The following is a 13,378-nucleotide window of genomic DNA, read 5'->3' on the forward strand; positions in this document are numbered from 1 at the left end:
AAGACCCACAGCGCCGATGGTACTGCACCCGGGAGGGTGTGGGAGAGTAGGACACCGCCGGACAACCATTCACGGGGAGCCCCGACCACACAGGTCGGGGCTCCCCGCATTTAACAACCAAAACCACACAGCTCTCTGCCTGGCGTGATGGCTCCCATGACCGATGAGCGCCGGTGGTGCGGGGCGACTGGGAAGCGTCGCGCTTGTGAGACTTGCCACGGGACGCCCCATAGCGGTCCTCAGCGTTCTGTCGCTGCGGCGGGGTCGAATAGAATTGAATCAGATATACGAGTCGGCAGCTGCGTGCTGCTGGCGGCGTGACAACGAAATAAGGGTTATGAGCGACTACGCACGCGCCAGTGGTCGGCTCGCAACAGGAGGAATCCACCATGGCTGAGCACAACGGCGGCAATCGCGGCGGTAATCGCGGAAACTTCGGCGGGAACCGGGACGACCGCGGTTCGTACCGCCCCAACAACAACTCCGGCGGGGACCCTCGTGGGTTCCGTTCCAGGGAAAACCGGGACGGTAATGATCGTCCGGCTCGTGACGGTGAGCGCCGTCCCTTTAACAGTGATCGTGGGGATCGTCCTGCCCGTGATGGTGAGCGTCGTTCCTTCGGTGGCGACCGCGACCGCAAGCCTTTCGGCGATCGTAATGATCGTCCCGCCCGTGATGGCGAGCGTCGTCCCTTTAACAATGACCGTGGCGATCGGCCTGCCCGCGATGGTGGGCGTCGTTCATTCGGGGATCGTAATGATCGTCCCGCCCGTGATGGTGAACGTCGCTCCTTCGGTGGCGACCGCGACCGCAAGCCTTTCGGGGATCGTAATGATCGTCCCGCCCGTGATGGTGAACGTCGCTCCTTCGGTGGCGACCGCGACCGCAAGCCTTTCGGGGATCGTAATGATCGTCCTGCCCGTGATGGTGAGCGTCGTCCGTTCAACAATGACCGTGGCGATCGTAAGCCCTTCGGCGACCGGCCCGAGCGTGGACCGCGGAACTTTGATGGTCCCCGCCGCGACAACGATGACCGTCGCTCCTTCGGTGGCGACCGCGACCGCAAGCCGTTCGGTGATCGTAATGATCGTCCTGCCCGTGATGGTGAGCGTCGTCCGTTCAACAATGACCGCGGTGACCGCAAGCCCTTCGGCGACCGGCCCGAGCGTGGACCGCGGAGCTTTGATGGTCCCCGCCGCGACAACGGCGACCGTCGCTCCTTCGGTGGCGACCGCGACCGGAAGTCCTTTGGTGGCGACCGCGACCGCAAGCCCTTCGGCGACAGGCCCGAACGGGGCGGCGAGCGTCGTTCCTTTGGTGGGGACCGCAACGAACGGGGTGGCGCATGGGAAGAGCGTCCTGCACGGGTTCCCAACGCCAAGGACATCCGCAGCGCCAACCGACCCGACCGTGAGCGTTCCCCCGAAATTGATGAGGACGTCACGGGCAAGGAACTCGACCGCGCTACGGGCCACCAGATCAAGACCCTTGAGGAGCAGAGCGCAGGGTGGGTTGCCAAGCACCTGGTGATGGCCGGGCGTCTGATCGACATTGAGCCCGAACTTGCCTTCCAGCATGCCCTTGCTGCAAGCCGGCGCGGTGGACGCCTTTCAGTAGTACGTGAAGCGGTAGGCCTGACCGCTTACGCCGCCGGCCACTACGGCGAAGCGCTGCGTGAATTCCGTACCTACCGCCGCATCAGTGGGTCCAACGTGCACTTGCCGGTGATGGCCGACTGCGAGCGTGGCCTCGGCCGTGCTGACCGTGCACTGGACATGGTCCGCTCTCCCGAAGCCCAGGATCTTGACGCTCCGGGCAAGGTTGAGCTCGCCATTGTTGCCTCCGGCGCACGTGCAGACCTCAATCAGCTGGATGCTGCTGTCAGCGAGCTCGAGATCCCACAGCTGGACATCAACCGGGCCTTCTCTTACAGCCCGCGCCTCTTCCGCGCATACGCTGAAGCGTTGGCTGCGGTGGGTCGTACTGAGGAAGCCGATAAGTGGGCCCGCCAGGCGCTCGTTGCTGAGAGCGCCTTGGGTGTTGGCGACTTCGCTGAGCCCGAAATTCTTGATCTTGGCTGGGACGAGCAGGAAGAAGCAGACGCCCGGAAGCCGCGCTTCGAGAAGCCGGCGCTGGACGCCGACGTCGTGAAGCCGGAAACGGAAACGGTCATTGTTGAGGCTGCAGCTGCCGACGTCGAGCATGATGAGGTTGAGCTTGATGATGCGGAATCGGACTACTTTGACTCCGATGACGCAGAATCTGACATCGATTCAGCTGAAGACGAGGTAGAGGCAAAAGACGAAGATACCGAGAACGAGGGCTCCGACTCCCAGCATGGCTGATTCACTGATTTCCTCCTTTGATGCCGTCCTTTCGGACTTGGACGGTGTGGTCTATGCAGGACCACATGCCATCCCCGGTGCCGTGGAGGCGTTGCGGCGTCTCGAAACCGTGGACGTGGGTCTGGGGTATGTGACTAATAACGCCTCCCGCACCCCGGCCCAGGTTGCGGCGCATTTGCGTGAGCTGGGTGCCCCGGCGGAGGACCATCAAGTGGTCAGTTCCTCCCAGGCAGCAGGGGAGCTTTTGGCTTCCATGCTGCCTGCGGGGGCGCATGTGCTCATTACTGGTAGTGCGGCATTGGCCCATGAGATCGAGTTGGTGGGGCTTAAGCCGGTGCACAGCGCCGCGGAATCCCCGGTGGCGGTGGTCCAAGGGTTTAACCCGGAGATCGGTTGGAAGGATCTGGCGGAGGCATCCTATGTTGTGGCTGGGGGAGCCATGTGGTTTGCCACGAACACGGACATGTCCATTCCGCAGGCCCGTGGGATGGCGCCGGGGAATGGAACTTTGGTTGCCGCTGTGGCGGCGGCTACGGGTAAGAAGCCATTGGTGGCCGGCAAGCCCGAGGCGCCTCTCTTCCACGCAGCGGCGAAACGGTTGCATGCCCGTCACCCGCTGGTGGTGGGGGACCGTTTGGACACCGATATTCTGGGTGGCAACCGTGCAGGGTTTGCGACGGCGGCCGTCCTCACCGGGGTGGACACCACCCACACCATCCTTGCGGCGCGGACGGATGAACGTCCTGATTTCCTTCTGGCTGACTTGGAGGGTCTTTACGCGCCGTACCCGGAGGTTACCAGCGACGGCGATACGTTCCGTTGCGGTGCGGCTTCAGCAGTTGCCGGGAACGGCACGGTGACCGTCACGGGAGACGAGGACGACCTCGACGCTTGGCGTGCGGCCTGTGCCGCGTGGTGGGCTGCGGTTCCCGACACGGACGTGGCACATGCGCCGCAGCTGGAATGGCGAAATCACTAGACTGGTGCGATGACCGAGCCCCAACATTCCGAGCCCTCACCTCCTGAGGTGGAACCTGAACGTCCTGCAGTGCAGTGGCCTGAGGCGCCGGTTCCCACGGGAGATCCTCTGGTGGACAGGGCTCTTAGCCTGCTGGATGGCGTCGTCGATTCGCCCGTCCCAGACCATGGGGAGCTGTACAGCGGCGTCCATGATGGGCTCTTGGAAGCTTTGGACGCGGAACCGGGACTTCCGGCACCACCTCAAAGCAGCCCGCGCCCGGAAGGCGACAGTTAACGAATGCCAAGACTTGATCAGGAACTCGTCACCCGTGGGCTGGCGAGGTCGCGTACGCATGCCGCCAAACTCATCAGTGATGGCAAAGTCAGCTCGAACGGGCACGTCCTCCTCAAAGCAGCCCACCAGGTGGATGCTGAGACGGGGTTGGATGTCGAGTCCCATCTGGAAGACATTTACGTCAGCCGTGCCGGGCATAAGCTGGCCGGCGCGCTAAAGGCTTTCCCCGCCGTCGTGGTTTCCGGAAAGCGGTGTCTGGACGCTGGCGCCTCCACCGGCGGTTTCACTGATGTCCTGCTGCGACAGGGTGCCTCCCAGGTGGTGGCCGTGGATGTGGGGCATGGCCAACTGGTGGCCCACCTTCGGGATGATCCCAAGGTGGAAGTCCACGAAGGCCTCAACGTGAGGTACATGACTCCGGAGCAGATCGGCGGCCCGGCCACGTTGACGGTGGCTGACTTGTCCTTCATTTCCTTGACGCTGGTCCTGTGGCCGCTCGCGCAGTGCACCGAGCCGGGCGGCGATATGGTCCTCATGGTCAAACCACAATTTGAGGTTGGCAAGGAACGCTTGAGCCGAACCGGTGTGGTGTCCTCGGAGAATGAACGACGCCGGGCGGTAGCCCAGGTGGCCCGGGCGGCAGTGGATGCCGGCCTTGAACTTCAGGACCTGGCAGCCAGCCCGCTTCCGGGCCAGGACGGAAATGTTGAATACTTCCTGTGGATGAAGCGCAGGATGTCCACGGTGTTGCCTAAGATCGAAGAGCGGGACGAGGACGTTGCTGCGTTGATCAAGAAACTCTGGCCGAACCACTAGAAAGCAGATCCGATGAGCAGGCGTGTACTTGTCCTTGCCCACACAGGGCGGGAGGAATCGCTCCGCGCAGCGTGGGATGCATGTACGCAACTGCATGCCTCCGGTCTGGTTCCAGTGCTGCAGAAATCCGAACTCGCCGATATCGAACGTTTTTTCGGTGCGCTTGATACGCCCATCGAGATCCTCAATGATCACGTCAATCTGGAGGACGTGGAGTTGGTGATGGTCCTGGGCGGCGATGGCACCATCCTCCGCGCTGCTGAACTGGTCCGTGAGGTGGATGTCCCCCTGCTGGGTGTCAACCTGGGCCACGTGGGATTCCTTGCGGAAAGTGAACGCGCGGATCTGGCCCAGACAGTGGAATGGATAGCCAGCCGTCAGTACACGGTGGAAGAACGCATGACCATTGATGTCCAGGTGTGGGTCAAAGGCCAGAAGATTTGGCACACGTGGGCTTTGAACGAGGCTGCCATTGAGAAGGCCAACCGGGAACGGATGTTGGAGGTTGTCACAGAGGTGGATGAGCGTCCGTTGACGTCGTTCGGCTGTGATGGTGTTGTTCTTGCGACGCCCACGGGTTCCACGGCCTACGCCTTCTCCTCGGGAGGTCCCGTGGTGTGGCCCGAGGTTGAAGCTTTGGTCATTGTTCCCATCAGTGCACATGCGCTTTTTGCCAAGCCCTTGGTGGTGTCCCCGCGGTCCAAGCTGGCCGTGGAAATCATGAACCGGACCGACGCTTTGGGGGTCCTCTGGTGTGATGGCCGCCGTTCGGTGGATCTGCCGCCTGGCGCGCGCGTTGAAGTAACGCGGTCTGCCACCCCGGTACGGCTGGCCAGGACGCACAAGACCCCGTTCTCTGCGCGCTTGGTCCGCAAGTTCCAGCTTCCTATCCATGGCTGGCGTGGCCCGGCCCCTCGGAGCGGCGAAGTCCACACCGGTCCCATCCCTGTCATCCGGACCTTGTCACCGGCTCCGTTGCCCAGTCCCCGGGACTCCGATGCGTCCCAGGACCTGGGGTACGGTGAGCCATCAGACCCCACGAATGCGAAGTGAACCATGCTCGAAGAACTCCGAATCCGTGACCTTGGCGTCATCACCGATGCCGCCCTGCCGCTAGGCCCTGGCCTCAGCGTCGTCACCGGCGAAACCGGTGCGGGCAAGACCATGGTGGTGACCGCCGTCGGACTTCTTCTTGGCGCCCGTTCGGACGCCGGTGCCGTTCGCAGCGGAGCCAAATCCGCGTCGGCCGAGGCTGTGTTGAAGCTTGATCCCTCGCACAGTGCTGTGGAGCGCGCCAAGGAGGCCGGCGGCGAGGCGGAGGAGTTCGACGGCGTTGCTGAACTCCTGCTGGCCCGCACCGTGGGTGCCGACGGGCGCAGCCGTGCCTTCGTTGGCGGGCGCGCGGCACCGGTGGGTGTGTTGGCTGAGTTGGGTGAAAGCCTGGTGGTGGTCCATGGCCAGTCGGACCAGATCCGGCTCAAAAGCGCCACCGCGCAGCGGCACGCCTTGGACAGGTTCGCCGGCACACCTTTGGCCAAGACGCTGGGGGAGTACCAGGAGCTGTTCAACCACTGGAAGGCTATCCAGTCCGAACTTGAGACGCTGCGCCGCGAAGCCCGCGAGCGTTTGCGGGAGGCTGAGTCCTTGGACGTTGCCCTCAAGGAAATTGATGAAGTGGATCCCCAGCCGGGTGAGGATGAGACGCTCAAGGCAGAGGCTGTAAAGCTGGCAAACGTAGAAGAGTTGCGTTTGGCGGCAGCTGCTGCCCACGAGTCGCTCATTGCCGAAGAGTTCGGAGACGCCGGCGATGCCACCACCATGGTGGATGCCGCTAAACGGACGCTGGAGCACGTGGCGGAACATGACGAGGAACTTGGTTCCGCGGCACAACGGCTGGCCGAGGTGGGCTTCCTCCTCAATGACATTGCCGCCGAGTTGTCCAGCTACCAGGCTGCGCTGGACACGGAAGGCCCTGAGCGGCTCTCCGAAATCGAGGATCGCCGGGCTGCCCTGGCCAAACTGATTCGCAAATACGCGCCGAGTATTGATGAAGTGCTGGAGTGGGCTGCTACGGCGAGGACCCGCTTGGACGAGTTGCAGGACGATTCAAGCCGTATTGAGTCCTTGGACGCCGAGGTGGTTTCCGCGGAGGCGACCCTGCGCAAGCTGGCTTCGACCATCACCAAGGCCCGCCTCAAAGCTGCCAAGGACCTGTCATCCCGGGTCAGCGCCGAGCTGAAGGCCTTGGCCATGGCTGATGCCACCTTGATCATCGAGGTGGATGGCAGCGGCGCATTGGGCCCTTGGGGCACCGATGAGATCGCTTTCCTCCTCCAGCCCCACTCCGGAGCTCCGGCCAGACCCCTGGGCAAGGGAGCCTCCGGCGGTGAACTGTCCAGGGTCATGCTGGCGATCGAGGTAGTGCTTGCCGCCGTAGATCCTGTCCCGACGTTTGTCTTCGATGAAGTGGACGCCGGCGTGGGTGGGCGCGCCGCCGTGGAAATCGGACGCAGGCTGGCCATGCTTGCCCGGCACGTCCAGGTCCTGGTGGTGACGCACCTGCCGCAGGTGGCAGCGTTCGCCGATCACCACATCCGCGTGACCAAAACTTCCGTGCGCGGCGCTGATGGGAAGACCACCACCGGCTTCACCTCCAGCGATGTGCAATTGCTGAGCGATGATGAGCGCGTCAAGGAGCTTGCCCGCATGCTGGCCGGCCAAGAGGATTCCGAGAGCGCACAGGCGCATGCCCAGGAATTGCTGGACGACGCCAAGCTCTTGCCGCAGCGGGCCTAGCGTTTGGGGCGTAGCGGGCGATTCGGGCGTTGCGGCGGGGAAGTGCGAGCACCATCACATCCGTGCACTTATTCCGCCCGGGTCTTGCCTGGAATGCGGTGGTGAGCAACTATTGACCATTTGGGGAATCCGAACAGACGCTTGGAAGGCGTAATTGATGATAAGCTCGAATTCCGTGGTGCAGCGATCAAATTCCCGTGTAAATTCCCGGTTCCCGGGCTCGTCCAAGACGACCAAACACATCTTCGTCACCGGTGGTGTGGCGTCCTCGCTCGGTAAGGGTCTGACGGCTTCCAGCCTCGGTCACCTGCTGCGGGCACGTGGTTTGTCTGTAACAATGCAGAAGCTCGATCCCTATCTGAACGTGGATCCGGGCACGATGAACCCCTTCCAGCACGGCGAAGTATTCGTGACGGACGACGGCGCCGAAACCGACCTCGACATCGGACACTACGAGCGCTTCCTCGATGAAAACCTTGAAGGTTCGGCCAACGTCACAACAGGCCAGATCTACTCCACCGTCATCGCCAAGGAACGTCGCGGCGAGTACCTCGGAGACACCGTGCAGGTTATTCCGCACATCACCGATGAAATCAAGCGCCGCATGCGCCTGCCTGCCGAAGGTAAGAACGCTCCGGACGTCATCATCACCGAAATCGGTGGCACGGTGGGCGACATCGAGTCGCAGCCGTTCTTGGAGTCGGCCCGCCAGGTCCGCCAGGATGTGGGCCGAAACAACGTCTTCTTCCTGCACGTTTCACTGGTCCCGTACATCGGTCCTTCCCAGGAACTGAAGACCAAGCCCACGCAGCACTCCGTGGCAGCCCTTCGCTCCATCGGCATCCAGCCGGAAGCAATCGTGATCCGTTCGGACCGCGAAGTGCCGGACGCCATGCGGGAGAAGATTGGCCGCATGTGCGACGTCGACATCGACGCCGTGGTCAACGCCGCTGACGCCCCCAGCATCTATGACATCCCCAAAACGCTGCACTCCCAGGGCCTGGACTCCTACATCGTCCGCGCACTGGACCTGCCGTTCAAGGACGTGGACTGGAGCAAGTGGGACAAGCTGCTTGAAGCTGTCCACAACCCCAAGCACGAGGTCGAAATCGCCTTGGTGGGTAAGTACATCGACCTCCCGGATGCTTACCTCTCGGTGACCGAGGCACTCCGTGCCGGTGGTTTTGCCAACGAAGCCAAGGTCAAGATCCGCTGGGTCCCCTCGGACGAATGTGAAACCCTTGCTGGTGCCACCAAGTCCCTGGCCGGCGTGGACGCCATTTGCGTACCTGGTGGCTTCGGTATCCGTGGCCTCGAAGGCAAACTTGGCGCTTTGAAGTTCGCCCGCGAATCCAAGCTCCCTGTCCTTGGCCTGTGCCTCGGCCTGCAGTGCATGGTGATCGAGTACGCCCGCAACGTGGTTGGCCTTGAAGGTGCTTCCTCGAGCGAGTTCGAGCCCGATTCCAAGTACCCGGTCATTGCCACCATGGAAGAGCAGCTGGACATTGTGGACGGCAAGGGCGACCTCGGCGGCACCATGCGCTTGGGCCTCTACGAAGCCAAGCTGGACGAGGGCTCGGTCATTGCCGAGACGTACGGCACCACCACGGTCAGCGAACGCCACCGCCACCGTTACGAGGTCAACAACAAGTACCGCGAGCAGATCGCTGCCAAGGGCCTGGTGTTCTCCGGTACCTCTCCTGATGGCAAGCTCGTTGAATACGTGGAGCTTCCCCGCGAAGTCCACCCGTTCTATGTGGCAACGCAGGCGCACCCGGAGCTCAGCTCCCGCCCGACGCGTCCGCACCCGCTGTTCGCAGGCCTGGTCAAGGCTGCCCTGGAGCGTCGCGAGGGCGTTGCCGTGGACACCAAGGCCGATGCCCGCGCGGTAGCTGCCAAGTAAACGCAAGATCTAACGAAGGACGGCGCGATGCCCGGTATTTCTGAAACCCCCCGCACGTTAAGGCAGGTTTCGGACATGCCGAGCCCGCGCCGTCTTTTGTCTACCAACAAGGTTTACGAAGGCCGCATTTGGGACGTCGTCAGCGACTCCTTCCAGCTCAGCGAAGACACTGACACCCTGGTCCGCGACTACATCGACCATCCCGGTGCAGTGGCGGTTCTTCCCATGAACGTGGACGGCGAGATTCTTCTGCTCAAGCAGTACCGTCATCCCGTTGCCATGGATCTCTGGGAGATCCCGGCGGGCCTGTTGGACGTGGAAGGCGAGGACTTCGTAGTGGGGGCTGCGAGGGAACTCGCTGAAGAAGCGGACCTGAATGCCGCCACCTGGAACGTCCTGGCTGACTTCTTCAACTCTCCGGGCTCCTCCAGTGAGGCCATCCGCATCTATTTGGCGCGCGGTCTTAGCGATGTTCCTGAAGCGGACCGCCATACGCGGACTGACGAGGAAGCGGAGATCGAGCTTCACTGGGTACCCCTGGATGATGCCGTGCGGGCAGTGCTTGAGGGCCGGCTGCACAACCCCTCGGCTGTGGTGGGCATCCTGGCCGCCGCAGCTGCGAAGGCTGATGGATTCACCAGCCTGCGGCCCGCCAACGCACCCTGGCCGGCCCACCCGAGCCAGCGCTGAGCATGACCGAAGCCGCCACACGCACGGTCAATGGCATTGACCGTGCCATCACCGACTACCTGCAGCATGTTGGTGTGGAACGTGGCTTGGCTGCCAACACGTTGGCCGCGTACCGCCGTGATCTGGCCCGATACTCAAACTTCCTTGCCGCCCAAGGCGTGGAGCACCCCGGCAACATCACCCGGCATCATGTAACGGCCTTTGTTCAGGCCCTGTCCGACGGATCCGACGGCGCGGCAACATTGGGTGTCCGCTCAGCGGCCCGCACGGTGGTGGCCGTCCGCGGCCTCCACAAGTTTTGGGCTCTGGAAGGAACCACGACGGCGGACCCCGCCGGCGATGTCCACCCGCCAATGCCGGGCAAGAGACTGCCCAAGGCCATCAGCGTGGGCGAAGTGACACGCATCCTGGAAGCTGCGGGCTCAGATACCGCTACAGGCCTTCGAGACCGGGCATTGCTGGAGTTCCTCTACTCCACCGGGGCCCGCATCAGCGAGGCCGTTGGTTTGGACGTGGATGACGTGTCCCTCGAAGTCACGGGGGGCGATCCCGCCATCGTGAGGCTGTTCGGTAAAGGGTCCAAAGAGCGTCTGGTGCCGCTTGGCTCGTACGGAGCCCGCGCCGTCGGGGCCTATGTTGTGCGTGGCAGGCCGCTCTTGGCGTCCAAAGGTAAAGGCACACCGGCATTGTTCCTCAACGCACGGGGCGGCCGTATCAGCCGGCAAAGCGCCTGGACCATCCTCAAGGCTGCGGCAGAGAAAGCCAATATCACCAAGGACGTTTCGCCGCATACGTTACGTCATTCCTTTGCCACCCACCTTTTGGAAGGCGGCGCTGACGTCAGGGTGGTGCAGGAGCTGCTGGGGCACGCGTCCGTAACCACTACGCAGGTTTATACGCTGGTCACCGCTGACACGCTGCGCGAGGTTTACGCCGCAGCGCACCCGAGGGCTCTCGGCTAGATCGTCCGCGCTCAGCCGGCGGGCTTGCTAGCCGAGCACGTTCAGTGTCAGCTCCACGGCGTCCACAAACAGGGCCAGCAGGGACGTCCCCAACCCAGCCACCAGCAACAGGCCCGGGTGGGCCAGTCCCACCACCACGCGTTTGAGGCGGGGGCGTCCTTTGAGGAATTTCTTCGGAACGCGTGTCTTGACCGGAACCTGCCGCCAGCCCCGCAGCCGCCGCAGGAACCACGCACAACGGACGATGAATGCCATCCACAGGATGGAGAGCACCAGCGGAACCGCGGCCAGCATGAGGTTGAAACCCAGTGCCGTGACTTCTTTTTCGGAATCACCGATCACTGACTGGACGGTGGTGGAAATTGACGCACTCATCACCACGGAGGCGGCCCACACCATGAAGGCTGCCACCAGCGCCAGGAACCGAACAAAAAAGTGACCAAGAACCGTCGCGTCCACAGCCCTGAGATGGCTTCGCGGCGTGGCATGCAGCACCACCAGTGTTGACATGAGCGTGGGGAGGGCCGCCACCAGAACCAGCAAATACCAGGTCCATCCGGCCAGGTCCACCACTTCATCCAGGACGATGAGCCCGGCCCACACCACTGTCCAGGCCCAGCCGGCGTAGAGCGGGTGCGCCACGAGCCATCGAGGGAGCCAGGCGTCCCGTTCGGCTTTGTTGGTGGCGGGCGTTTCATCGACCGGCTCAGCCATGGTGGATGCAGCTTCCGCAATGTCGTCGACGGCGGCCGCAGTGGCACGCGCGTCACCCCCACCTTCAGTCATGGGCTCACTGTAGCAATGGCAGCCGCGCCGGGGGAGATCAGGTTAAGGTAGGCAGCATGACTGCAGCCCATGTGACTTTATGCTTCCTGCTCCGCGACGGCGCGGAAGGCGCGCAGGTCCTGCTCGGGACCAAAAAGACCGGCTTTGGCCGGGGCAAGGTGGTGGGTGTTGGCGGCCATGTGGAACCGGGGGAGACAGCGCCAGAGGCAGCATGCCGGGAGGTCATGGAGGAAGCCAACGTTCTGGTGCGCACGCAGGACCTGATTCCTGCCGGAACAGTCGACTTCGTGTTTCCGGCCAGGCCGGACTGGGATATGGCCACCACTGTTTTCCTCGCCCGTGCCTGGGAAGGGGAGCCATCGGAAAGCGACGAGATCGCGCCGGAGTGGTTCCCCGTGGCGCAGCTTCCTGTGGAGCGGATGTGGGCAGATGCCGAACACTGGCTGCCGGCAATGATCTCAGGGCAGCGAATCGCCGTGCGGGTGGCCTTGGCGGCAGACAACGAGAACGTGGCTGATGTCCGCACCCTTGAGTGGGTGGACCCCCAGCTGTAGCAGGAGCGAGGAAAGAACGACGCCGGGCCGGTCGCCTTTCGGTGACCGGCCCGGCGTCGTACTTCTCAGTGCTGTACCGGAAACATTAGGGGACGTGCCGCTCTTCGCGCCCGTTGTATTCGCTGAGCGGGCGGATCAGGGAGTTGGATGCTACTTGTTCCATGATGTGGGCGGTCCAGCCGGTGATGCGGCTGGCGACGAACAGTGGGGTGAACGTGGGGGTGTCGAAGCCCATGAGGTGGTAGGTGGGGCCGGCGGGGTAGTCGAGGTTGGGCTTGATGGCCTTGGCTTCGTCCATGGCTTGTTCGAGCCCGTTGTAGAGGCCGAGGAGTTCGGGGCGTCCGTAGTGGGCGATCATCTTGTCCAGGGCGGCTTTCATGGTGGGCACGCGGGAGTCGCCGTGCTTGTAGACGCGGTGTCCGAAGCCCATGACTTTCTTTTTCTGGGCGAGGGCGTCTTCCATCCAAGCCCGGGCGCGGGTGGCGGCTTCCTCGAGGGATTCTTCGCTGCGGATGCCGATCTCATCGAACGTGTGCATCACGGCCTCGTTGGCGCCACCGTGCAGCGGGCCCTTGAGGGCACCGATCGCGGCGGTCACGGCCGAGTGGAGGTCTGAGAGGGTGGAGGTGACTACGCGGGCGGTGAAGGTGGAGGCGTTGAAGGAGTGCTCGGCGTACAGGATCATGGAGACGTTGAACGCCTCTACGACTTCGGGGACCTGCTCTTCACCGAAGGTCATCCAGAGGAAGTTCGCCGAGTAGTCCAGGTCTTCCCGGGGCTCAACCACATCCTGGCCGCGGCGGCGGCGCTGGTCGTAGGCCACCACGGCGGGCATGGCAGCCCAGAGGTCGATTGCTTTCTTCATGTTGGCTTCGGGTGAGGAGTCCTCGGCCAGTTCGTGCCGGGCCCCGAGCACGGAGGCAGCTGTGCGGCACACGTCCATGGGATGGACCGTGGTGGGCAAGGTATCCACAACGGACTTCACCACGGGGTCCAGGGCGCGGCCTGCGCGTTCCCGGGCAGTAAACTCAGCCAGCTCTGTTTCGTTGGGCAGTTCGCCGTTCCAGAGCAGGTAGGCGACTTCTTCGAAGCTGCATTTTGCGGCCAGTTCCTGGACCGGGTAGCCGCGGTACAGCAGCGAGTTGGTGTCCGGGTTGACCTTCGAGACGGCGGTGTAATCCACCACGACGCCGGCAAGGCCCTTTTTGATGTCAACAGCTGCCATGCTGAACTCCTTCGTTCTTAAGGCAAGCGGCCCGGTGTCCCCGGAC

Annotated in this window: 12 protein-coding genes; 10 read left to right on the forward strand and 2 right to left on the reverse strand. The window is 63.2% G+C overall.

Features of this window, described 5'->3' with window-relative positions; all coding sequences use genetic code 11:
- Positions 1-389: 389 nt before the first annotated feature.
- The 9 genes from AR689_RS05280 to xerD all read left to right on the forward strand — a co-directional run bounded on the left by AR689_RS05280 (position 390) and on the right by xerD (position 10,767).
- Positions 390-2,345 carry a hypothetical protein gene (locus AR689_RS05280; RefSeq protein WP_062068629.1) on the forward strand — a complete coding sequence of 652 codons (1,956 nt, stop codon included), beginning with the start codon at positions 390-392 and terminating at the stop codon, positions 2,343-2,345.
- Positions 2,338-3,324 (forward strand): HAD-IIA family hydrolase, encoded by a 987-nt coding sequence (locus AR689_RS05285; protein WP_062067764.1) that lies wholly within the window; start codon positions 2,338-2,340, stop codon positions 3,322-3,324. Before AR689_RS05280 ends, AR689_RS05285 begins: the two co-directional genes overlap by 8 nt.
- Before the next feature lie 9 nt (positions 3,325-3,333).
- Complete coding sequence (locus AR689_RS22645; RefSeq protein ID WP_082697812.1) at positions 3,334-3,600, forward strand: hypothetical protein; 267 nt, start codon at positions 3,334-3,336, stop codon at positions 3,598-3,600.
- A 3-nt stretch (positions 3,601-3,603) separates the two neighbouring features.
- The gene (locus tag AR689_RS05290; protein ID WP_062067766.1) at positions 3,604-4,416 is read left to right on the forward strand and encodes a TlyA family RNA methyltransferase; all 813 of its coding nucleotides are present in this window, start codon (positions 3,604-3,606) and stop codon (positions 4,414-4,416) included.
- A gap of 12 nt (positions 4,417-4,428) precedes the next feature.
- A complete protein-coding gene (locus AR689_RS05295; protein ID WP_062067768.1) occupies positions 4,429-5,469 on the forward strand; it encodes an NAD kinase in 1,041 nt (346 codons plus the stop codon).
- 3 nt (positions 5,470-5,472) lie between these two features.
- On the forward strand, positions 5,473-7,212 hold the full coding sequence (gene recN / locus AR689_RS05300; protein ID WP_062067771.1) for a DNA repair protein RecN: 1,740 nt from the start codon (positions 5,473-5,475) through the stop codon (positions 7,210-7,212).
- Between the two features lie 157 nt (positions 7,213-7,369).
- Complete coding sequence (gene pyrG / locus AR689_RS05305) at positions 7,370-9,115, forward strand: CTP synthase (protein ID WP_024820422.1); 1,746 nt, start codon at positions 7,370-7,372, stop codon at positions 9,113-9,115.
- 27 nt (positions 9,116-9,142) lie between these two features.
- Positions 9,143-9,805 (forward strand): NUDIX domain-containing protein, encoded by a 663-nt coding sequence (locus tag AR689_RS05310; RefSeq protein WP_062067774.1) that lies wholly within the window; start codon positions 9,143-9,145, stop codon positions 9,803-9,805.
- Between the two features lie 2 nt (positions 9,806-9,807).
- Positions 9,808-10,767, forward strand: a complete 960-nt coding sequence (gene xerD, locus AR689_RS05315) for a site-specific tyrosine recombinase XerD (RefSeq protein WP_062067777.1) — start codon at positions 9,808-9,810, stop codon at positions 10,765-10,767.
- 27 nt (positions 10,768-10,794) lie between these two features.
- On the opposite strand, the gene AR689_RS05320 is transcribed toward xerD, so the two are convergent.
- Positions 10,795-11,553: a hypothetical protein gene (locus AR689_RS05320; protein WP_062067780.1), complete on the reverse strand. Its 759-nt coding sequence runs from the start codon at positions 11,551-11,553 to the stop codon at positions 10,795-10,797.
- A 56-nt stretch (positions 11,554-11,609) separates the two neighbouring features.
- On the opposite strand from AR689_RS05320, the gene AR689_RS05325 reads away from it, so the two are divergent.
- A complete protein-coding gene (locus AR689_RS05325; RefSeq protein WP_062067783.1) occupies positions 11,610-12,107 on the forward strand; it encodes an 8-oxo-dGTP diphosphatase in 498 nt (165 codons plus the stop codon).
- A gap of 85 nt (positions 12,108-12,192) precedes the next feature.
- On the opposite strand, the gene AR689_RS05330 is transcribed toward AR689_RS05325, so the two are convergent.
- A complete protein-coding gene (locus AR689_RS05330) occupies positions 12,193-13,332 on the reverse strand; it encodes a bifunctional 2-methylcitrate synthase/citrate synthase (RefSeq protein WP_062067786.1) in 1,140 nt (379 codons plus the stop codon).
- Positions 13,333-13,378 lie beyond the last annotated feature (46 nt).

It is taken from the genome of Arthrobacter sp. EpRS71 (genome assembly GCF_001512285.1).
Classification (GTDB): Bacteria; Actinomycetota; Actinomycetes; order Actinomycetales; family Micrococcaceae; genus Arthrobacter.